At 74.2% G+C, this 20,712-nt stretch carries 15 protein-coding genes and 1 pseudogene; 10 read left to right on the top strand and 6 right to left on the bottom strand.

Going from position 1 to position 20,712, the window contains the following annotated elements; translation table 11 throughout:
- Nucleotides 1–36 precede the first annotated feature (36 nt).
- Nucleotides 37–2,016 (bottom strand): HEAT repeat domain-containing protein, encoded by a 1,980-nt coding sequence (locus tag OG286_RS36865; protein ID WP_331741259.1) that lies wholly within the window; start codon nt 2,014–2,016, stop codon nt 37–39.
- A 109-nt stretch (nt 2,017–2,125) separates the two neighbouring features.
- A pseudogene (locus tag OG286_RS36860) lies at nt 2,126–2,946 on the bottom strand (chitinase); the annotation flags it as partial.
- Nucleotides 2,947–3,203: 257 nt separating this feature from the next.
- Between OG286_RS36860 and OG286_RS36855 the strand changes: the two are divergent.
- The 3 genes from OG286_RS36855 to OG286_RS36845 all read left to right on the top strand — a co-directional run bounded on the left by OG286_RS36855 (nt 3,204) and on the right by OG286_RS36845 (nt 6,742).
- Nucleotides 3,204–4,583: a serine hydrolase domain-containing protein gene (locus OG286_RS36855; protein ID WP_331741256.1), complete on the top strand. Its 1,380-nt coding sequence runs from the start codon at nt 3,204–3,206 to the stop codon at nt 4,581–4,583.
- A gap of 351 nt (nt 4,584–4,934) precedes the next feature.
- A complete protein-coding gene (locus OG286_RS36850) occupies nt 4,935–5,921 on the top strand; it encodes a GNAT family N-acyltransferase (RefSeq protein ID WP_331741253.1) in 987 nt (328 codons plus the stop codon).
- The gene (locus tag OG286_RS36845) at nt 5,918–6,742 is read left to right on the top strand and encodes a lysophospholipid acyltransferase family protein (RefSeq protein WP_331741250.1); all 825 of its coding nucleotides are present in this window, start codon (nt 5,918–5,920) and stop codon (nt 6,740–6,742) included. The genes OG286_RS36850 and OG286_RS36845 overlap by 4 nt, the downstream gene beginning before the upstream one ends.
- A 130-nt stretch (nt 6,743–6,872) precedes the next feature.
- Here the strand turns inward: OG286_RS36845 and OG286_RS36840 are convergent, their stop codons facing one another.
- Complete coding sequence (locus OG286_RS36840) at nt 6,873–8,486, bottom strand: MFS transporter (RefSeq protein ID WP_331741248.1); 1,614 nt, start codon at nt 8,484–8,486, stop codon at nt 6,873–6,875.
- Between the two features lie 173 nt (nt 8,487–8,659).
- Here OG286_RS36840 and OG286_RS36835 point away from each other — a divergent pair, with 173 nt between their 5' ends.
- From OG286_RS36835 to OG286_RS36825, 3 genes are all read left to right on the top strand, one after another.
- Nucleotides 8,660–9,343 carry a TetR/AcrR family transcriptional regulator gene (locus tag OG286_RS36835; RefSeq protein ID WP_331741247.1) on the top strand — a complete coding sequence of 228 codons (684 nt, stop codon included), beginning with the start codon at nt 8,660–8,662 and terminating at the stop codon, nt 9,341–9,343.
- 155 nt (nt 9,344–9,498) lie between these two features.
- Entirely contained in the window at nt 9,499–10,485 is a 987-nt protein-coding gene (pip, locus tag OG286_RS36830) for a prolyl aminopeptidase (RefSeq protein WP_331741245.1), read from the top strand.
- Between the two features lie 132 nt (nt 10,486–10,617).
- A complete protein-coding gene (locus OG286_RS36825) occupies nt 10,618–12,225 on the top strand; it encodes an alpha/beta fold hydrolase (RefSeq protein ID WP_331741243.1) in 1,608 nt (535 codons plus the stop codon).
- Between the two features lie 134 nt (nt 12,226–12,359).
- Here OG286_RS36825 and OG286_RS36820 read toward each other — a convergent pair whose 3' ends face one another.
- Complete coding sequence (locus OG286_RS36820; protein WP_331741241.1) at nt 12,360–12,917, bottom strand: MarR family transcriptional regulator; 558 nt, start codon at nt 12,915–12,917, stop codon at nt 12,360–12,362.
- A 75-nt stretch (nt 12,918–12,992) separates the two neighbouring features.
- Between OG286_RS36820 and OG286_RS36815 the strand changes: the two genes are divergently transcribed.
- The 3 genes from OG286_RS36815 (at nt 12,993) to OG286_RS36805 (ending at nt 17,297) form a co-directional block, all read left to right on the top strand.
- Entirely contained in the window at nt 12,993–14,267 is a 1,275-nt protein-coding gene (locus OG286_RS36815; RefSeq protein WP_331741239.1) for an MFS transporter, read from the top strand.
- 50 nt (nt 14,268–14,317) lie between these two features.
- A complete protein-coding gene (locus OG286_RS36810; RefSeq protein WP_331741238.1) occupies nt 14,318–15,316 on the top strand; it encodes a YdcF family protein in 999 nt (332 codons plus the stop codon).
- A gap of 349 nt (nt 15,317–15,665) precedes the next feature.
- Nucleotides 15,666–17,297 (top strand): PHB depolymerase family esterase, encoded by a 1,632-nt coding sequence (locus tag OG286_RS36805; protein WP_405358712.1) that lies wholly within the window; start codon nt 15,666–15,668, stop codon nt 17,295–17,297.
- A gap of 77 nt (nt 17,298–17,374) precedes the next feature.
- Here the strand turns inward: OG286_RS36805 and mca are convergent, their stop codons facing one another.
- Together mca and OG286_RS36795 are read right to left on the bottom strand one after the other, a co-directional pair.
- A complete protein-coding gene (gene mca / locus OG286_RS36800; protein ID WP_331741235.1) occupies nt 17,375–18,256 on the bottom strand; it encodes a mycothiol conjugate amidase Mca in 882 nt (293 codons plus the stop codon).
- A 162-nt stretch (nt 18,257–18,418) separates the two neighbouring features.
- Complete coding sequence (locus OG286_RS36795) at nt 18,419–19,780, bottom strand: MDR family MFS transporter (RefSeq protein ID WP_405358713.1); 1,362 nt, start codon at nt 19,778–19,780, stop codon at nt 18,419–18,421.
- A gap of 276 nt (nt 19,781–20,056) precedes the next feature.
- Here OG286_RS36795 and OG286_RS36790 point away from each other — a divergent pair, with 276 nt between their 5' ends.
- On the top strand, nt 20,057–20,701 hold the full coding sequence (locus OG286_RS36790; protein ID WP_331741231.1) for a TetR/AcrR family transcriptional regulator: 645 nt from the start codon (nt 20,057–20,059) through the stop codon (nt 20,699–20,701).
- Nucleotides 20,702–20,712: the final 11 nt, after the last annotated feature.

Below are 20,712 nucleotides of genomic sequence, written 5' to 3'. Positions count from 1 at the left end.
GTCCCGGACCGGGTGCCCGGTCACCGCCGGACTCGCTCAGCCCGCCGGGGCTGTCACCTCGGCGGCTGTGCGGCAGGCGTCGAGCAGTTGCTCGTCGTCGTGGATGACGTGGCTGCTGCCGAAGCCGGCGTTGTGGCGGCGGGTGGCGGCCAGTTCGGCGTGGACGAGTGGCAGGGCGGGCACCGCGGCCGAGCCCATGGCGGTAAGGCAGCCGGCGGTGGTGGCGCGGGTGTGCGGGTTCTCCGTCCAGGCGGCGGTGAGGACGGGGAGGACGGCGCCGGCGTCGGCGTCGGCGGTGATGTGCCAGAGGGCGGTGGCGCCGTCGACCCGGACCCAGACCTCGCCGTCGGCGAGCATGGCCCGCAGGGCCGGGGCGGCCTCGGCTGCGGCCGGGCCGATCGGGGCGAGCGCCCTGGCGGCGGCGCGGCGGACCCACGGGCTCGGGTCGCCGGCCTTGGCGAGGAGCAGCTGAAGGACGGCGCCGGTGTCGCCGGTAGCGGCCCAGAGGGCAGCGGCGGCGGGCAGGGCGTGCGGCGAGCCGGGATCGGCGAGCAGTGTGCGCAGTGCGGGGGCGGCCTCGGCGGCGGCCGGGCCGAGCCGGGTGAGGGCCCGCAGGGCGGAGTCGGTCGGCGGGCCCGCGGGGGCGGCGCGCAGCACGCGCAGGACGGCGGGGACGGCGTCGGCGCCACCGGTCGCGCCGAGGGCGGTGAGGAGTGGGTCGACCCGGTCGAGATGCGGTGGGCGCTCCAGTGACAGGGCGGCGAGGCGCTCGCGCAGCGGGCCGGCGAGCGGAGCGGCGGCGGGGCCGAGTTGGGCGACGAGGAAGCCGAGGTCGTGCGGGAGGGCCGGCCGGTCGAGGGCGGCGGCCAGCGCCGGGAGGGCGCGCGGGTCGCCGAGCCGGGTGAGGGTCCGGAGCAGGTGGTGCGGGTTGGGCAGGTCGTCGGAGCGGGTGTCGGACCAGGGGTCCTCGGCCGTGGCGAGGCAGTCGGCGACGGCGTCGGCCGCGGGGGCGGCGAGGCGGAAGAGGTCCGGCAGGACGGCGGCGGCGGCCTTGCCGACGGTCCGGTCCGGGTCGGCGAGCCGGCGGCCGAGCAGGGCGGCCAGCTCACCGAAGGGGCCGCGCACCTCGTGGAACAGCAGGCCGGCCTGCCGGATGCCGCCATGTCGCAGCGCCGGGTCGGCGGCGGTCAGCTGCTCGGCACAGAGCGCCACCCGGTCGGTGAGGCGGTCGCCGAGGGCGCGGTGGATGATCTGCAGGGCGGCGTCGGCCGACCGGCCGGCCTGGCCGACGGGGATGTGGCGGAGCAGTCGGGCGGTGGACGCAACGGTGTCGGCGGCCAGTGGGCCGGGGGCGCGGGCGGCGAGCCGGGCGGAGGCGGTGAGACGCAGGGCGGCGGGCTGATTCCCGTCCCCGGCCAGGGTGGTGAGCCAGGCGGTGGCGGGCGCGGCGAGCTCGGGGAAGCGGTCGGCCAGGGTGGCGGCGGCGGTGGCGAGGGCGGTCCGGGCCTCGGCCTCGGGTTCGTGCGACAGCCGCCCGCGCAGCAGCGCGAGGGTGGCGGGGCCGTTCGCGTGCAGGAGGGCGAGGGCGGCGGCCGCGGCGCAGCGCACGTCCGGATCGGGGTCGGTGAGCAGGGGGGAGAAGGCGTCGGCGCGCGCGGCCACGGCGGCCCGGCCCTGAGCCAGGGTGAGCCGCCAGACGGACCCCTCCGTGCTCTCCTCCTCGCCGGCCGGGTAGTGGTGGACGGCCTCGCCGATGCTGGTGAGCAGCTCGACCACCGGCCCGCGGTCCGGCCGGGTCCGGTCGGCGATCAACTCGAAGAGGAAGGGCACGCAGGCGAGCGTGGAGTCGTAGATGTCGCACTGTTGGTGGACGGCGTCGTGCAGGTCGTCGAGGGCCGCCTCACGCTCGCCGGGGTGGTCGGAGGCGAGGCCGAGCAGCATCCCGGGCACGTCGTCGGCCGGGCCGTAGGCGTGGTGGAGGGCCGCCCAGTCGATGTCGTGCAGGGTGTCGAACATGCCCGTCCTCCCGGTGGTCCTGTGCACGGCCCACTCTGCACCACCCCGCTGACAGTCCGGCCCGGGCCTTTCTCGACGAGAGGCCCGGGCCGGCCGGCCGGACGGGGTGTCAGCCGGTGAAGCCGGCCGTGACGGAGGTGAACTGCCAGTCGTTCTGGGCGATGCCGGAGCAGGTCTCCTGCCGGCCGCCGCCCGGGCAGCCGCGGTCGCGGTTGACCGACCAGAAGGCGAGCCGGGCGATGTGGTGGCTGTCGGCCCAGTCGCGGATCGCGGTCCAGTTCCGGACGGTGGTGGTCTCGCCGGTGTCGCTGAGGCCGTTCATTCCGGATATGCCGACGTGCGCATAGGCGGTGGCGTCGTCCCAGCCGTAGGTGGACCTGAGCTTGGCCTTGAGGCCTTCGGCGGCGCTGACGGTGGCGGCGTACATGTCGGTGGAGGCGTTGGCGAAGTCGAACGGCATGATGGTGAAGACGTCGGTGTCGGTGCCGAAGGTCAGGATGGTGCGCAGACCGGGGTTGTTCTGCTTGACGATCTTGAGCGCGCCGAGGATGCGGTCCTGGACGGCGGGTTCTCGAACTCGTCGGTGTTCTCGATGTCGACGTCGACCGCCTTCAGGCCGTAGGCGTCGATGACCTTCTGGGAGGCGGCGGCGAGGTCGGCGGTGGCCGCGCAGTTGGGGCCGAGCTTGTTGCCACTCCAGCCGCCGATGGACGGGACGACGTCGCCGCCGGCCGCGCGGACGGCGTTGACGGTGGCCTGGTCCACGCCGTTCAGCAGCGGGCGCTCGCCGTCCCAGGCGGGGTTGCAGCCGTTCTGGGCGAGGACGAAGGCCAGGGTGAACCACTTGACGCCGGCGGCGTTCATGACGGTGGTGGCGGCGGGCGGGTTACCCGGTGACGCCGAGGTGGACGTAGCTGCCGCGAACCCAGCCGGCGAGTGTGTAGGCGGTGTTGGGCTGCACGGGCGGACGGTGAACGGACGGGGCCGGCCGCTCCTCGCCCGGGAGAGCTTTCGGGCAGCACCCTGCGACATTGCGGGACGACGGGGAATATGGGGTGGAGCAGAGCAGGCCGCCGGACTAGGTTGAGGGCGCCCGCCGTCCGCGCCGCCGCCGACACCCCGGTGGCGGCCGGAGCGCTCGCGCCCGACCCGTTCAGCCGTTTCCACCCGATGATGCAGAGGATCAGATGACCGACCAGTACGACGAGTTGCTCCCCGCCACCCGCCGCGCCCTGCTGCACCGGATCGCGGTGGCCCAGGCCGAGGGGCGTACGCCCTCGCTGGTCGCCGCGGTGGTCCGGGACGGCCGGCCGGTCTGGAGCGGTACCCGCAGCATGATCGACGACCACGCCCCCACCACCGACGTGCAGTACCGGATCGGCTCGCTCACCAAGACCTTCGTCGCCGTCCTGGTGCTCCGGCTGCGCGACGAGGGCCTGCTCGACCTCGCCGACCCGGTCGGGCGCCATCTGCCCGGGAGCCCGGCCGACGGTGCCACCGTCGGCCGGTTGCTGGCGCACTCGGCCGGCCTCGCCTCCGAGACGCCCGGGCCCTGGTGGGAGCGGACCGACGGCGCACTGCGCCCCGCCCTCGGCGACGTCCTCGAGAACGAGTGCCCGCAGAAGCACCCGGCCGGGCAGCGCTTCCACTACTCCAACCCCGGCTACGCCCTGCTCGGCGCGCTGGTCGAGCGGCTGCGCGGCGAGCCCTGGGGCGAGGTGCTGCGCCGCGAGGTCCTCGAACCGCTCGGCATGGACCGCACCACCCTGCTCCCCCAGCACCCCCACGCCGGCGGCTTCGCCGTCCACCCCTGGGCGGACGTCATGATGCCGGAGCCGCTCACCGACACCGGCCTGATGGCTCCGGCCGGGCAGCTCTGGTCGACCGTCGCCGACCTCACCCGCTGGGCCGCCTTCCTGGCCGGCGGCGACGACAAGGTGCTGTCCGCCGACACCCTCGCCGAGATGCGCCGGCCCGCCACCGGCCCGGACAGCGCCGACTGGTCCGGCGGCTACGGACTGGGCCTCCAGCTGATGCGCCACGACGGCCGGGTGCTCTTCGGGCACACCGGCTCGATGCCGGGCTTCACCGCCGGCCTCTGGGTCAGCGAGGCGGACGGCCTGGCGGCGGTCGCGCTCTCCAACGCCACCAGCGGCGCCAACACTCCGCTGGTCGCGGCGGACCTCATCGCGCTCACCGCCGAGCACGAACCCCGGCTGCCCGAGCCCTGGCGCCCGCTGCCCTCCGTCGACGAGGAACTGCTCGCGCTCACCGGCCCCTGGTACTGGGGCGCCGCCCCGCACTTCGTACGGCTCAGGGCCGACCGTCTGCTGGAGCTGGCCTCCCTCGCCGGCAGCGCGCGCCGCTCGCGGTTCCGCGCCGAGGCCGACGGCACCTGGACGGGCCTGGACAACTACTACGCGGGCGAGAAGCTGCGGGTGGTGCGGGCCGCCGACGGTTCGGTCAGCCACCTGGACGTCGGCTCCTTCGTCCTCACCCGCGAGCCCTACGGCCCGGCCGGCGCCGTGCCGGGCGGGGTCGACCCGCAGGGGTGGCAGGCCTTCTGAGGCACCGCCGCCCGGAACACCGGGGCCGGGGCCGACACCACTGCCCGGAACACCGGGGCCGGGGCCGACACCACTGCCCGGAACACCGGGGCCGGGGCGGGCCCCGGCCCGCGGTTTCCACCCCATGGAGCGGAGCATGCGGCAACGTCCGAGCGCCCGGCAGGTGGCCGGAAGGCGCCGGGTGCCCCCATTCAGCAGGTGCACATCTGCGCTCCGCCGAACCGCAACGTGGACGCCAGCCGGCTCGGAAAAACATACGGAGACCGGCCCGCAGGCGACGACCGCGCGGGCCGGGCAGGCGCCACGGCGATCCGTGGCCGCCGTCGTCCGTGCTGCCCTGGAGGGTCTGCCATGACCACCGTCCCCACGTACGCTCCGCCCGCAGTCGCCCCCGGCCACCTCACCGGCCACACCGGCGTGGTGCCCACCCCGCGTCAGACCCGTCCGACCGGCGCCCGGCCGACCACCGCCCGGCCCGCCCCCGGCGGGGCACCCGCCGCCTACACCGTCTCGCTGGCCCGCGACGAGGACGACGTCCGCGCCGCCCAGCGGCTGCGCCACCAGGTGTTCGCCGCCGAACTCGGCGCCGTGCTGCACAGCCCGGTGCCCGGCCTGGACGTCGACCCGTTCGACGAGTACTGCGACCACCTGCTGGTGCGCGAGGGCGAGGACGGCCCGGTGGTCGGCACCTACCGGCTGCTGCGTCCCGAGGCCGCGCGACGGGCCGGGCGGCTCTACTCCGACGGCGAGTTCGACCTCTCCGCCCTCGCCCCGCTCCGCGACGGACTGGTGGAGCTGGGCCGTTCCTGCATCGACCCGCGCCACCGGGGCAACGGTGCCGTGATCAACCTGATGTGGGGCGGCATCGCCCGCTACCTCGCCGAGACCGGCAACACCTGGGTCGGCGGCTGCTGCTCGATCCCGCTGGACGACGGCGGCGCCACCGCGGCCCGGGTCTGGGACACCGTCAGCGCCAAGTACCTGGCACCCGAACAGTACCGGGTCGCCCCGCACCGGCCGTGGGACGCGACCGGCCTGCCGCGCGCCGAGCGGGCCGCTCTGCCGCCGCTGCTCCGCGGCTATCTGCGGCTGGGAGCGTGGGTCTGCGGCGCACCCGCGCACGACCCCGATTTCGCCACCGCCGACCTGTACGTGCTGCTGTCGCTGGAGCGCACCGACCCGCGCTACCTGCGGCACTTCCTCGCCGGGCTGCCGGGACCGACCGGTCAAGCCCCTTCCGGCGCCGCAGCCTCCCCGGGCGCAACCGCTTCTTTGGACCCTTCCGGCGCCGCAACCGCCGTCGCTGCCCCTGGGGCTGCCACCGCCACGACCGAATGAGCGTCTGGCTGCCCACGGCTCCCTGCACGCCGGCGAGCTGCCTGACCGAACCGGCCCCGGTCGTGGTGCTCCCCCGGCGGGTGATGCGGCTGGCCGCCTTCCTGCCCGTGCTGGTGGCGGGCATCGCGCTCATCCCGCCGGTGCGCGCCCTCCCCGCGGGGGTGCGCGACCGGCTGGTCCGGCTCTGGGCGCGCACCCTGCTCGGCGCGCTCGGGGTGACCGTCCGGCTCGCGCCGCCGCCGGCCCACGGCGGCGTCCTGGTGGTGGCCAACCACGTCTCCTGGCTGGACATCCCGCTGATCGCGTCCGGCCGCCCCGGCCGTTCCGTCGCCAAGGCCGAGGTGGCGAAGTGGCCCGTCCTCGGACGGCTGGTCTCCTCGGGCGGCACCGTCCTCGTGGAACGGGACCGGCTGCGTGCCCTGCCGGCCGCGGTCGATGCCGTCGCCGGGGTACTCCGGGCAGGCCGGCCGGTGGTCGTCTTCCCGGAGGGGTCGACCTGGTGCGGGCGGGAGAGCGGCCGGTTCCGCCCGGCCTTCTTCGAGGCCGCGGTGCGGTCCGGCGCTCCCGTCCAGCCGGTGACGATCCGCTACCGGCTGGCGGACGGACGGCCGACCAGTGTGCCCGCCTTCGTCGGCGATGACGACCTGGTCACCTCGCTCGCCCGGGTGGTCGCGGTGCGGGGGCTGGTGGCGGAGGTGACGTTTCTGCCACCGATCCCGGCGCCGTTGGCCCCGATCGGGCCGCGCGGGCCGGAGCTGTGGCGGGCCCGGCGTGACCTGGCCCTGGCCGCCCAGGCCGCCGTGGAGGCGGCCGGGCGGTGACCGTCTGCCGGTGGACGGTCACCGGCAGACGGTCCCTGGTCTGCGGTCCCTGGTCTGCGCTCACCGGTGGGCGCGCCCTTGCAGTCGCTCAGGTGCGCGGGGTCACCGGCGGGCGCGCACTCGCAGTCCCTCAGGGGCGGGCGCTCACCGGGCGAGTCGGCGCCGGCCCAGCGGTGCGGGCCGAGGCGACACCGGCCGGTGACTGCCGGCCCCGGCCGCCGACCGGGGCCGACGGCCCGGACCGGGAGCCCCGCCGGAGCAGGACGGCGACCAGGACGGCGGTGGCCGCCAGCCCGGCCGAGCCGCAGCGCACGGCGAGGTGCACGCCGTCGACGAACGCGCCGTCCACCGCTGCCTGGACCGGCCCCGGCAGCGCCGCCCCGGAGCCGCCGTACCCGCCGCCCGCGCCGGCCAGGGCGTCGGCGGCCCGCCCGACCGTGTCCGGCGCCACGCCCAGCCGCTCCAGCGAGCCGGTGAGGCTACCGGTCATGCGGTGGGTCAGGACTGCGCCGAGGGCGGCGACGCCGATCACACCGCCGAGCTCGCGCAGGGTGTTGACGGTCGCCGAGGCCATCCCCGTCCGGGCCGGGTCGACCCGCTGGAGGACGGCGATGGAGACGGGCGTGAACGTCAGCCCCATCCCCAGGCCCATGGCGAAGAGCGTCCACACGTACTCCGGGTAACGCGCCTGCTCGCCGTAGAGGGAGAGCCCGCCGAGCCCCGCGGCGCAGAGCAGCAGGCCCAGGACCAGCGGCAGCCCCGGGCCGTGACGGCCGGTCAGCCGCCCCGCGACCGGGGCGCCGGCGACGATCATCGCCGCCATCGGCAGGCCCGCGTACCCGGCGTCGGTCGGGGCCCACCTCAGCACGCCCTGCATCAGCAGCGGGAGGAAGAACATCGCCCCGAACATCCCGAAGCTCACCATGAACCCGCTGAGCAGGGCCCCGCCGAGGACGCCGTCGCGGAACGGCCCGAGGTCCAGCATGGGTTCGGCCAGGCGGCGTTCGAGCAGGAGGAAGGCCGCCAGCAGCAGGGCGGCCGCCACCGCACAGCCGAGCACCCGGCTGTCCGTCCAGCCCCGGGACGGGCCCGCGATCAGCGCGTAGACGAGAGCGCCGAGACCGGCCGCGGAGAGCGCCAGGCCCCCGAGGTCGATGCGCCGATCCCGCCGGGCGATGGCCGGCAGCACCCGGCTCGCCAGGAACAGCCCCACCACCCCGATCGGCACGTTGATCCAGAAGACGCTGGCCCAGCCCAGGTGGTCGACCATCGGCCCGCCGATCACCGGCCCGACCGAGAGGCCGAGTGCGGAGACGGCCGACCAGAGGCCGACAGCCCGGGCCCGCTCGCGCTCGTCGGTGAAGACATGCCGCAGGATCGCCAGGCTGCCCGGGGTGAGCAGGGCCGCGCCGACGCCCTGGAGCATCCGGGCCGCGACCAGCACGTCCGTCGTCCCGGCGAGCGCGGCGACCGCCGACCCGGCCGTGAACAGCGCGAGCCCGAGCCGGAACACCCGGGTGCGGCCGTAGCGGTCGCCGAGCGCGCCGCCGGTGAGCAGCAGCGCGGCGTAGACCAGGCTGTACCCCTCGACCACCCACTGCAGGCCGCTGATCCCGGCATCCAGGTCGCGCCCGATCCGGGGCAGCGCGATGTTGACGATGACGTTGTCCAGCATGGACATGAACATGGTGACGCACAGTGTCGCCAGTGCGAGCCGCTTGCGCAGGGCGCTCGACTCCCCCATGGGTACTCCTTCATCCTCCAAGCCCCTAACACTGTTAGGGGCTGCCCGGCACGGACAGAGTGCCCCTAACAGTGTTAGATTGCAAGCGGGATTTCCGCGGCCGCGGGAGTCCGGCGAGACGCGGGGGCCGGACCGGCCGAGCCCGCGAATCCACGGGAGGCGAGCGGAGGCCCATGCCGGCGGACGACGACAGCGACACCCAGCCCGCTCTGACCAGGGACGGCCTCGCCGCGGCGGCCCTGCGGGTGCTGGAGCGGGAGGGCCTGGCGGGCCTGTCCATGCGCAAGGTCGCGGCCGAGGTCGGCGTGAAGGCGGCCTCGCTGTACTGGCACGTCCGCAACAAGGACGAGCTGCTCGACCTCCTCAACGACGCGATCATGGCCGACGCCGTCGCGCCGCCTCGCGAGGGCGACTGGCGCACCCAGTTCCTGGAGTACGGGCGCCGCTACCGCCGCCTGCTGCTGGACAAGCGTGACGCCGCCAAGGTGGTCGCCGGGCGGCTCGCCCCCGGCCCGCACCTGCTGAGGCTCATGGAGGAGCAGCTGGACCGGCTGCGCGAGGCCGGGTTCTCCGATGCCGACGCCGCCATGACCACCTATCTGCTGGGCGCCTACGTCCAGGGCTTCGTCCTCCAGGAGCAGTCACCGATCTCCGCCGACGAGACCAGGGGCGCGAGCCGCGGCGAGATCGTCGCCGCCGCCGGCGACCGCTTCCGTGCACTGCCGCCCGAGGAGTTCCCCAACCTCGTCGCCCTGGCCGGCGACCTCACCGAGCCGGTGATGGACACCCGGTTCGACTTCGGACTGGAACGCATCATCGACGGGCTCGCCGCACTTCTTCCGCCGGAGAAACGCTGACACCGCGGCACACTTGACGATCCGTCGGACGTGGTGCTCCGGGCGGGAGCCTGCGCGCCCCGCCGCGTCACCACCGGGATCAACGGCGTCGACGGCCGCCGCGGTGGGCGGGTAGCCTCACCACTCCCCGTCCGTCCGCCCAGGAGGTGCTCCGCATGCCCGAGTTCTATCCGCACAGCGAGCCGTACGCGCAGGGATGGCTGGACGTCGGCGACAGCCAGCAGATCCACTGGGAGGCCTCCGGCAACCCGCAGGGCAAGCCCGCGCTGACGGTGCACGGCGGCCCCGGGTCGGGGCTGCGCACGGGCAACCGGAAGTACTTCGACCCGGAGCGCTACCACCTGGTCCACTTCTCCCAGCGCGGTTGCGGGCAGAGCCGGCCGCACGCCGCCGACCCGGCCACCAGCCTGGAGCACAACACCACGGCCCACCTGATCGCCGACATGGAGCGGCTGCGCGAACACCTCGGCATCGAGCAGTGGCTGCTCTACGGCGGGTCGTGGGGGTCCACCCTGATCCTCGCCTACGCGCAGGCCCACCCGGAGCGGGTCTCCGAGATCGTGATCTGCGGGGTCACCATGACCCGCCCCGAGGAGACCGACTGGCTGTACCGCGGTGCCGCCCGACTGGTCCCCGGCCCCTGGGAGGCGTTCCGGGACGCGCTGCCGCCTGCCGACCGGGACGGCGACCTGGTGGCGGCGTACAGCCGGCTGCTGAACAGCCCGGACGAGGCCGTCCGGCGCAAGGCCGCACGCGACTGGGCCACCTGGGAGGACGCGGTGATCGCGCACGAGGTGCTCGGAGCGCCGAACGCCTACACCGACCGGCCGGACGACGCACTGATGGCCTTCACCCGGATCACCGCGCACTACTTCTCCCACCACGCCTTCCTGGAGGACGGCCAACTCCTGCGCGACGCCGGGCGGCTGGCGGGCATCCCGGGTGCGCTGATCCACGGGGCGCTGGACCTCGGCGCGCCGCTGGAGAGCGCCTGGACACTGGCCAAGGCCTGGCCGGACGCGGAGCTGACGGTCGTCCAGGACTCCGGGCACACCGGCAGCCCGGCCATGGGCGAGGCGGTCTTCGCGGCCATCGAACGGTTCGCCGGGCCGGCTCCGGAGCACAAGCCCCGACACGAGTAGTGACGAGTCATCAACGGTCCGCACCCGGGGGGTGACAGCCCGGGTGCGGACCCCGACACTGGAGGGAGAACCTCCACTTCCACAGGTCGGCCGGTGCCGGCCGGTACCGGCCGCGGAGAGGGCAGGCCGGCCATGAGCACGCCGTCCGCCAGGCTCCCGATCATCTACGTCCGGGGTTACGCCGGGGGCACCTCGGGGATCGAGAAGGCCGTCACGGATCCGTTCTACGGATTCAACGAAGGCTCGACGCACATCCGCGTCGGGCGCGAAGACTCCCCCGTCTTCTACCAGTTCGAGAGTCCCTTACTGCGGCTGCACCTCGACGAGGGCTACCACATCTTCGTCGAAGGCGGTCAGGGGACGTACCTGGAGACCCACGACGACATCCCGCCGGACAGCATCTGGATCCACCGTTTCTACGACCTCTGCTCCGGCACCTGGGGCGCCAAGCCCAAGCCGTTCGACCTGGAGTCCGCCGCCGCCGACCTGCTGGCCCTGATCGAGAAGCTGCAGGCCAGGACGGGCGCGCCGCGCGTCAACCTGGTCGCCCACTCGATGGGCGGCCTGATCTGCCGCTGCCTGCTGCAGAAGACCATCCCGGACCTGCGCCCGGGCCGCCGGGCCGCCGACTACGTGGCCAAGCTCTTCACCTACGGCACGCCGCACGGCGGGATCACCTTCGACGTCGGCTTCGGCGTCCCGGAGGCGCTGCGCGACACCCTCAACGTCAGCGGCGCGGACATCTTCGGCCCTGACCGGATGTACCAGTACCTGACGCCGACGGCCCGGCTCGCCCCGGACGGGCCGCCGGACGGCTGGCGAGCCGTCGACATGCCGGACGACGACGGCACCGGGCCGGCGGAGGACGCCGCCGGCGCGTTCCCCCTGGACCGGGTGTTCTGCCTGGTGGGCACCGACCCGACCGACTACGACGTGGCCCACGGGATCTCGGCGGCGACGGTCGGGCCGCGCAGCGACGGGCTCGTACAGATCACCAACGCCCAGGTCACCGGCGCCCAGCAGGCCTTCGTCCACCGCAGCCACAGCGGGCGCTACGGGCTGGTCAACTCCGAGGAGGGCTACCAGAACCTGCGCCGCTTCCTCTTCGGCGACCTCCGGGTCCGTGCCGACCTGGTCGGGGTGGAGCTGCCGACCGACGACCCCGACGTGACGTGGCAGGCCGAGGTCGCCCTCTCGGTACGCGGGCTGCCGGTGACGATGCATGAGCGGGTCGCACCGCACTGGTGCCCGATCCAGCTCTCCGACCCGGCGGAGAACGGCCACGGCCGTGGCGGTGGCAGTGCCGATGGCGACGGGGACGGCCACGGGGGCGGGGGCGCGGGGAACGGCGCCGTCCGGCTGGCGACCGCCTTCCTCTCCAGCGCCCTGCCGCGACCCGATGCGACCGGACCGCTGCGCTACGCGCTCGACCTGCGGGTGCTCTCCCTGCGCGAGCACCACGGCTTCTTCGGCTTCGGCGACCACCTCGAACGGACCGCCGACTTCTCCGACAGCCTGATCGTCGATGTGGACGCCTCCAGGCCGCGCCCGGCCGCCTGGGCCCACTGGAACTCCCGGATCGCCGGAGCGATCAAGGACCTCCGGCCCGAGGACGCCCCGCTCCCCGACGACGACCCGGCCGCCGACTCCTGGGTGGGCCACGTCGACCTCCCGGCGACCGCCGCCCCACTCCTCGGCCCGCACGCCGCCGTCCGCCTCTCGGTGAGCCCCTGGAACTAGAGCCGGCTGCAGGGCTCGCAGGTGGGCAGGTCGAGGTGTGCTCCGACCTGGTGGCTCACCCCTTCCGGGAGATGTCGTGCATGTGCTGATGGCCTGCACCGCGTGGTGCGGGCCATCGCCGGCAGGCCCGGCCGTCAGGGGTGCGGCTGCCCACCCCGCCCGCTCCCGTCGGCCGGCGCGGGCGTCTCCGAGGCCAGCAGCACCCGGCGCAGCAGGTCGGAGAGGAGACGCCGCTCCTCGGGTGCCAGGACTCCGAGCAGTCGGTGTTCCTCACGTCCGACCACGTCCAGCGCCTCCTGCCAGGCCGCCCGGCCTGCCTTGGTCAGCTCGACGTCGACGCGGCGGCGGTCCTCGGTGGAGGGGGTGCGGACGACGAACCCCCGGCGTTCCAGGGCTTCGAGACGGCCGGTCACCGAGGCCGGTGCCAGGTTGAGGTCGGCCCGCAGCTCGGAGGGGACGGCGCGGCCGCCGCGACCGGCCAGCTCGTGGAGCGTGTCGAACTCGTGCTTCTGCAGGCCGTAGTCGGCGACGCCCTGTTCACGCACCCGGCGCAGGTGACGGGAGAGCTTGTTCATCCGGGTGACGGCGCCCTCGATGTCCGGGTCGAGGTGCGGCAGGACCGACTGCCAGCGCTCGACGTGGCCGTCGGCCCAGTCGCGCGGCTCGTCGAACCGTCGTTCGGGGTGCTCCATGGGTCGAGTCTAGGCGTCGCCGGCCACAGCTGATATTTCGTTGCCGAAATTTCGGCACCGAAATATAGTCCCGTCGTGACTCACCCACTCGGGCTCCTCGACTTCCGCCTGCTCTTCGCCGGCCGGACCATCTCCACCCTCGGCGACGCCGTCGTCCCCGCCGCACTGGCCATCGCCATCACCCGGGCCACCGGCTCCTCCGGCGCGCTGGCGCTCGTACTCGGCTGTGCGATGGTGCCCCGGCTCCTCCTGCTCCCACTGGGCGGGGTGGTCGGCGACCGGTTCAACCCCCGGGTGGTGGCGCTGGTGACCGACCTCGTTCGGGCCGCCGCACAACTGTCCGTCGGTGTCGAGCTGATCGGCGCCGAACCGCGGCTGCTCCACATCGCCGTGGCCGAGGCGATCGGCGGCACGGCCTCCGCGTTCGCCATGCCCACCGCCTCCCCGCTGGTCGCGGCCACCGTCGAGGGACCACTGCGGATGCAGGCCAACGCCCTGCTGGCGTCCGTCACCAGCGCCGCCCGCCTCGGTGGGCCCGCGCTGGCGGGCCTGCTGGTGTACACGGCGGGCGCGGGCTGGGCGTTCGTGCTGGACGGGGCCTCCTTCGCGGTCAGCGCCGCCCTGCTGACGCGGATCACCGTCCGGCACACCCCCGCCGATCGCCGCCCGTTCCTCGCCGACCTCACCGAAGGATGGACCGAACTCCGTTCACGGACCTGGTACTGGACCAGCCTCGTCGCCCACGGCGCGTGGAACGGCGCCAACACGGTGCTGCTCACCCTCGGCCCGCTGATCGCCGCCCGCGAGCTGGGCGGGGACGGCGTCTGGATCGCGATGACCCAGGCCGGGGCGATCGGCATGCTCGCCGGATCGCTGATCGCCGGCCGGGTGCGCCCGGGCCGCCCGGTCCTGGTCGCCAACCTCGGTCTCGCCCTCTACGCGCTGCCGCTGCTCGCCCTCGCCACCACCGCCCCGGCTCCGCTCACCGTCGCCGCGTACGCCGTGGCGATGACCGGGCTCGGCTTCCTCAACCCGGTCTGGCAGACGGTGGTGCAGCAGGAGTTCCCCGAACAGGTGCTGGCCCGGGTCACCTCCTACGACTGGCTGCTCTCGTTGGCCGCCGCACCGCTCGGTTACACGCTCGCGCCACTGGCCGCGGACGCCTGGGGCAGCACCGGGCCACTGCTGGTCACGGCCGCCCTGGTCGCCGTCGCCTGCGCCGGCACGGCGGCGGTGCCGGGCGTACGGAGGATCGGACGGACGGCGCCGGACGGGCCCAAGGAGGCGAGCGGACCTGCCGGTTCGGACGAACAGAGCGAGCGAACCGAGACCGCCCAGGCCCGCGCCTGACCCGGTTCCAGCGGTCTTTCCGGTCCTACCGGGGCACCTACGATACAAACATGATCGCCTATGCCCCAGCAGCCCTCTTCTTCGTCCTGTGCGGGATCGGGGTCCTGCGCGACCGTCGCCAGTTCAGCAATGCCGTCCTGCTCGGCATCGCCGTGTCCTTCCTCGCCCTCGCGCTGCTCGCCGAACTGCGCAAGGCGCCCACGCTGGTGGCCGAACTGGCGGCGGCCGCGATCATCCTGCTACCGGCGATCGGCACCCTCGCGCTGATCGGCTTTCTGATAGCCAACGGCCTGACCATGATCCGGAAGGAGGGCCTCCGGCCCGCCAACCTGCTCTCCCTGCTCGCGGGCCTCGGCATCCTCGCGGTGCTCGTCCTGCTCGCCACGGCGCTGTTCACCCACTCCTACCGGCTCGGCATCCTCGCGGGAACCGCCGTGCTGGTGGTCGGGTACGTCGCCTTCCTGTTCGTCTGCTTCGTCGGCTACGCCTTCCTGTACGGCCGTCACCGGCCGCGCCGGGACGTGGACTTCGTCGTGGTGCTCGGCTCAGGCCTGATCGGCGGCGACCGGGTGCCGCCACTGCTGGCCAGCCGGCTCGACCGTGGTCGCGACGTCTTCGAGAAGCAGGCCGTGCGCGGCAACCCGCCGGTACTGATCACCTCCGGCGGGCAGGGGCCGGACGAGAAGCTCCCGGAGTCCCACGCGATGGCCGACTACCTCGTCGGGCGCGGGTTCCCGGCGGAGCGGATCGAGCGCGAGGACCGCTCCCGCACCACCGAGGAGAACCTGCTGTTCAGCAAGGCGATCATGGAACAGGCCAAGCCCGACTACCGCTGTGTGATCGTCACCAACAACTTCCACGCCTTCCGGGCCGCGTTGATGGCTCGCAAGACGGGCGTCAACGGGCAGGTGTTCGGCTCGCCGACGGCCGCGTACTACTGGCCCAGCGCGACCATCCGCGAGTTCGCCGCGGTGTTCCTCTCGCACAAGCTGATCAACTTCGGCATCTGCGGCGTTCTCGCGCTCTGCGGACTGCTCGCCGCGCTCTGACACCGGCAGCCCTGCCGCCTCACCTCCCTTGGTTCGTTCGCTCCGGGCCCCGGCCGCTTCGACGGCCGGGGCCCGGTGTCTCGGGCCGTGGGCGTCCGCCACGGTCACGACGCGGGTGCGTCGAGCCCGGTGCTCCGGGCAGCCGGACGGGCGGTCAGGATCGCGTGGTCGGTGGTCCGGTGCGCGTTCAGCCACAACGCCGCGGTGCCCGCGGCCACGACCGCGCCATGGCGGTACCGGCCATGACGGGCCGCCCGAGGCCGGGGGACCGTCACATACCTCCCGACGGCCGGACGCGCCACGCTGCACGGCATCCCACCCGAACTCCTCCCCCACCCCGGAGTCCTCCATGGCTGTGCTGCCCACCACCGGTACGTCCACCCCGTTCACCCCGTCGACCCCGTCGACCCCGTCCACCCCGTCCGCGGCCTTCCTCGGCGCTCCGCCACGGCGCGGCGGGCGGTTCGCGCGCTGCACGGCCGCCGCGGCGCTGGCGGCGGGCGCGCTCGCGGCCACCACCGTGCCCGCGGCGGCGGGCCCTGCCGTCACTCCGGTCACCGCCGTCTCCGGCGTCTCCGGCGCCTCCGCGGCCAATGCGGCTACCGCGGTCACCGTGGCCGATGCCGCACCGAGCGGGACGTACCAGCAGGTCACAGGCTTCGGCACCAACCCGGGCAACCTCGCCATGTACGCGTACGCGCCCGCGGGTCTGCCGGCCGGTGCGCCGCTGGTGGTCGCGCTGCACGGCTGTGTGCAGACCGCCGACGACTACTACCGTAGCTCCGGCTGGACCAAGTTCGCCGACCTCTACGGCTTCGCCGTGGTGTTCCCGCAGACCGGCCCCGCCAACAACAGCCTGTCCTGCTTCAGCTGGTTCGACGCGAACAAGGACGGCCGGGGCATGGGCGAGGCCGAGTCGGTGGTCGAGATGGTCTCCAAGGCCGAGTCGCTGTACGGCTCGGACAGCCGTCGGGTGTTCGTCACGGGCCTCTCGGCGGGCGGCGGGATGGCGGCCGACCTGCTGGCCGACTACCCCGACGTGTTCGCCGGCGGTGCGATCGACTCCGGCTTGCCCGCCCACTGCGCCACCTCCCAGAGCGCCGCGTCCGGCTGCCAGAACAACGACCAGCGACTCACCCCCGCCCAGTGGGGTGACAAGGTCCGCCGGGCGTACCCGGGTTACACCGGGCCGTGGCCGAGGGTCGCGATCTGGCAGGGCAGCGCCGACACCACCGTGAAGCCGGTCAACGCGACCGAGCTGCGGGACCAGTGGACGAACGTGTGGGGCATCGGCCAGAACGCGTCCGCCACCCGGAGCCTTCCGGGCGGCACCACCCAGTCCCTCTACAACGACGCCGGCGGCCGGCCCGCCGTGGCGCTCTACTCGGTCGCGGGGATGGGCCACGGGCTCGCGGTCAGCCCGGGCTCCGGCGCCGACCAGTGCGGAGCCACCGGCAGCTACTTCCTCAACACGATCTGCTCCGGCTACTACACCGCGCAGTTCTGGGGTCTGGACGGCGGTGGCGGCCCCACCGACCCCTCGCTGCCCGCACCCACTGGACTGACCGCGACCGCCACCGGCGCGGACACCGTCTCGCTCGCCTGGCAGGCCGTCACCGGCGCCGCCTCGTACGCGGTGTACCGCGACGGCGTCCGGGTGGCGGGCCCGTCCGGCGCGTCGTACACCGACACCGGATTGAGCGCCGGGACGGCGTACGCCTACACCGCGGCGGCCGTCGACGCGGCGGGCGTCGAGGGTGCCCGCTCCGCGGCGGTGACGGCGACCACGGGCGGCGGCGCGCCGCAGTGCTTCACGGACGACAACTACAACCAGGTGAAGGCCGGGCGGGCGACGCAGAGCGGCGGCCTCACCTACGCGCTCGGCTCCGGGCAGGGCATGGGGCTCTGGAACACCTTCACCACCCACACCCTCAAGCAGACCGGCCCGGGCTGGTTCGTCCTCGCCGACGGGCAGTGCTGACGTACCGGCAGAAGGCGTCGCGGCCGGTCGGCCCGGTCGGCCCGGTCGGCCGCCATGGGCCGCACAGCTGAGGCGCCTCATCCGCTCGCCTCCCCGGGGCGCAGGCCGGCGAAGAGGTCGGCCTCGGGGAGCGCCGTGCGCACCACGCTGCGCGCGAGGTGGTAGTCCTCCGTCGGCCAGACCTGGCGCTCGATGTCGCGCGAGTGCGCCATGAAGCCGGCACCGGGCTCGATCTGGGTGGCGTGCGCGAGCAGCGCGGCGTCCCGGACGGCGAACTGCTCGGTGCACGCGATCCGCGTGGTGGTGGCGAGCGCGGGCGGGGTGTCCGGCCAGTCGGCGAGCAGCTCGCCCATGGCCGAGGCGACGCCGTGCGCCGTCATGGCGTCGTGCAGGGTCTGGAACCAGGCCCGGGAGAGCGCCAGGTGGTAGTAGAGCTTGGCCGGCTGCCAGGGCTCGCCCGCCTCCGGGTACCGGTTCGGGTCGGCGGCCGCCTCGAAGGCCTCGACGGTGACCTGGTGCGTCATCACATGGTCGGGGTGCGGGTAGCCGCCGGTCTCGTCGTAGGTGATGACGACGTGCGGGCGGAACTCGCGGATCAGGGCGACCAGCGGTGCCGCGGCGGTCTCGACCGGCTGGAGGGCGAAGCAGCCCTCGGGGAGCGGCTCCTCGGGGCCGGGCATGCCCGAGTCGGTGAAGCCGAGGAAGCGCTGGTCGACCCCGAGGATCTCGCGGGCGGCCGCCATCTCCTCTCGCCGGATCCGGGTGAGGTCGGCCCGGACCTCGGGGCGGTCGAGCGCCGGGTTGAGGACGGATCCGCGCTCGCCGCCGGTACAGGTCGCAACCACGACCTCCACGCCGTCGGCGGCGTACCGGGCGAGGGTGGCGGCGCCCTTGCTCGACTCGTCGTCGGGGTGGGCGTGCACGGTGAGCAGGCGGAGTCCGGGGGGCTTGGTGAACATGCGTGGGTCCTTCTCTCGGATCTCGGTGGTCGGTGGATGGTCGGTATCCGCCCGTCGTATCTCGACGGCCGGTGTCTCGACGGCCGGTGTCTCGACGGCCGGTGTCTCGACGGCCGGTGATTCGATGGCGTGTTTCGGCGATCGGTTGATCAGCGGGGCCGATCAGTGCTGCTTGCGGCCGGCGGGATAGAGCAGGGCGGGTGCGATCGCGAGGGCGGAGAGGCCGAGCACCCACCAGAAGGTGGAGCCGAAGGCGGCGGCCCGGTGCGCCGGATGCTCGGCCAGCGAGTGCTGGAGGACGAGCGTCAGGACCGCGGTGCCGAGCGCGCCGCCCACCCGGTTCAGCACGTTGACCGCGCCGGCGGCTGCGGGGACGTGGGCCCGCTCCACGCTGCCGTACACCGCCGCCATCCCGGGGATGACGATGATGCCCATGCCGGCGCCGCGCAGGGCCAGCGAGGCCGCCAGCAGCCCGTCGGCGGGGCCGGAGCCGGCGCCGAGCCGGGTGAAGGCGAACGTGCCGAGCAGCGAGCAGGCGATGCCGATGAGGATCAGCGGGCGCGGGGCCATCCGGTCGGCGATCCGGCCGGCCAGCAGTGAGGTGACGGCCGTGCCGAGCGCCTGCGGCGCCAGCAGCAGCCCCGCCTCGACGGCTCCGCGGTGCTCGACCTGCTGGTAGTAGAGCGGCACCAGGAACATCGAGCTGTACAGCGCGGCGCCCTGGAGAAAGGAGTTGGCGGTGGCCACCGCGAAGCCGCGCCGGGCGAACAGCCGCAGGTCGATCAGCGGCAGTCGGCCCTCGCCCGGAGTGCGGAGCGCGTGCACGCCGTACCCCAGCAGCAGTGCGGCCCCGATTCCGACGGCCGCCCCGCTCGCCCCGCCCCCGGCGTCGCCGATGGTGGCGAGCCCGTAGACCAGTGCCGCCAGGCCCGGTGACAGCAGGGCGAGCCCGAGGGCGTCCAGCCGGGGCCGCGGCTCCGGGTGTCGCACGTCGGCCGGGATCAGGCGGGCGCCGAGAAGCAGGGTGGCCAGGCCGACCGGAACGTTGAGCAGGAACATCCACCGCCAGTCCAGTTGCTCCAGGACGAGGCCGCCGAGGACCGGCCCGAGGACCGGGGCCAGGCTGATCGGGAACATCAGCACGCCCATGACCCGGCCGATCCGGGACGGGCCGGCCGCCTGCACCATGATCGTCTGCCCGAGGGGCTGGATCATGCCGCCGCCGATCCCCTGCAGCACCCGAAAGGCGATCAGACTGCCCGTCGACCAGGCCAGCCCGCAGAGGGCGGAGCCGGCGACGAAGAGCGCGACCGAGACCAGCCACGTCCGGCGGGCGCCGAAACGCCCGGCGGCCCAGCCGGAGAGCGGCATGACGAGCGATAGGGCCAGGAGGTAGCCGGTGGACACCCACTGGACAGCCGTCATCGAGCTGTGCAGGTCGCGGGCGACGGAGTCGATCCCGACGTTGACGATCGTCGTGTCGAGCAGGGCCAGCACCGGCCCCAGCGCGAGGACGGCCCCCATCCTCATCAGGCCGGGCGGCAGCGGCTCGCGCCCGCTCCCCCGTTGCCCGGCATGCTCTGCGCTTCGCCCGGCACGCTCCACACGTCGCCCGGCCCGTGCCGCGCCCGATGTGTGTGACGTGCGCGAACCTGCCGCCGATCCGGCCATGGCCCCTCCCCGAAGTCTCCCCTGCGACGACCTTCCCGGCCGCCAGGACAGAACTTAGGTCCGACCCACTGATTGGGTCAAGCACAATTTCTGTGTTCGACCCAGCGAGGCTGCGCTAGGCTCACGTCCATGACCGACGGCACCCCGAATCTGCGCGAGCTCAACAAGCGCCGCACCCGCCAGGCGATCTCACACACCGCGACCCGGCTGTTCATCGAGCGGGGCTTCGACCGGACGACGATCGCCGAGGTCGCGGCCGCAGCCGGCGTGGCCAAAATGACCGTCACCAACCACTTCCCGCGGAAGGAGGACCTGGTCCTCGACCTGCACGAGGAGATCGTCGCCGGGCTCGCCCGGACGGTCGCCCGGCGGGCGCCCGGCGAGTCCGCACTGGCCGCACTGCGCCGGGAGTGCCTGGCCGCGATCGACCGGCACGACGCCGCGCTCGGGTTCTCCGGCCCCGCCTTCGCCCGCACCATCGCCGAGAGCCCCGCGCTGGTCGCCCGCCTTCGCGAGATCCACGAGCAGAGCGAGGACGCTCTCGGCACCGCCCTCGCCGAGGCCACCGGCACCCCGCCCGCCGACCTCACCGCCCGGCTCGCAGCCGGCCTGCTCGCCGCAGTCCACCGGACGCTGTTCGCCGAGGTGTTCCGCCGCGTCCTGGCCGGCGAGGAGTACGAGCCGATAGCCGACGCCATCCGCCCGGCCGCCGGCCGCGCCTTCGACCAACTGCAGAGCGCCCTCGGCGGATACGCGGTCCGGCCGGCGCCGTGATCGAGACCTGC

Source organism: Kitasatospora sp. NBC_00039, from assembly GCF_045160625.1.
GTDB lineage: Bacteria > Actinomycetota > Actinomycetes > Streptomycetales > Streptomycetaceae > Kitasatospora.
The sequence above is the reverse complement of the archived record's forward strand: the minus strand, read 5'-3'. Positions and strand labels throughout refer to the sequence as shown.

Bases quoted from the DNA above. Each gene is read 5' to 3' on its own strand.
- OG286_RS36790 (WP_331741231.1), top strand. From the start codon at position 20,057: ATGACCGACGGCACCCCGAATCTGCGCGAGCTCAACAAGCGCCGCACC.
- OG286_RS36845 (WP_331741250.1), top strand. From the start codon at position 5,918: ATGAGCGTCTGGCTGCCCACGGCTCCCTGCACGCCGGCGAGCTGCCTG.
- OG286_RS36805 (WP_405358712.1), top strand. From the start codon at position 15,666: ATGGCTGTGCTGCCCACCACCGGTACGTCCACCCCGTTCACCCCGTCG.
- OG286_RS36820 (WP_331741241.1), bottom strand. From the start codon at position 12,917: ATGGAGCACCCCGAACGACGGTTCGACGAGCCGCGCGACTGGGCCGAC.
- OG286_RS36840 (WP_331741248.1), bottom strand. From the start codon at position 8,486: ATGGGGGAGTCGAGCGCCCTGCGCAAGCGGCTCGCACTGGCGACACTG.
- pip (WP_331741245.1), top strand. From the start codon at position 9,499: ATGCCCGAGTTCTATCCGCACAGCGAGCCGTACGCGCAGGGATGGCTG.
- OG286_RS36850 (WP_331741253.1), top strand. From the start codon at position 4,935: ATGACCACCGTCCCCACGTACGCTCCGCCCGCAGTCGCCCCCGGCCAC.
- mca (WP_331741235.1), bottom strand. From the start codon at position 18,256: ATGTTCACCAAGCCCCCCGGACTCCGCCTGCTCACCGTGCACGCCCAC.
- OG286_RS36835 (WP_331741247.1), top strand. From the start codon at position 8,660: ATGCCGGCGGACGACGACAGCGACACCCAGCCCGCTCTGACCAGGGAC.
- OG286_RS36810 (WP_331741238.1), top strand. From the start codon at position 14,318: ATGATCGCCTATGCCCCAGCAGCCCTCTTCTTCGTCCTGTGCGGGATC.
- OG286_RS36865 (WP_331741259.1), bottom strand. From the start codon at position 2,016: ATGTTCGACACCCTGCACGACATCGACTGGGCGGCCCTCCACCACGCC.
- OG286_RS36795 (WP_405358713.1), bottom strand. From the start codon at position 19,780: ATGGGGGCCGTCCTCGCGCTGGGGCCGGTGCTGGCCCTGCTCGACACG.
- OG286_RS36825 (WP_331741243.1), top strand. From the start codon at position 10,618: ATGAGCACGCCGTCCGCCAGGCTCCCGATCATCTACGTCCGGGGTTAC.
- OG286_RS36855 (WP_331741256.1), top strand. From the start codon at position 3,204: ATGACCGACCAGTACGACGAGTTGCTCCCCGCCACCCGCCGCGCCCTG.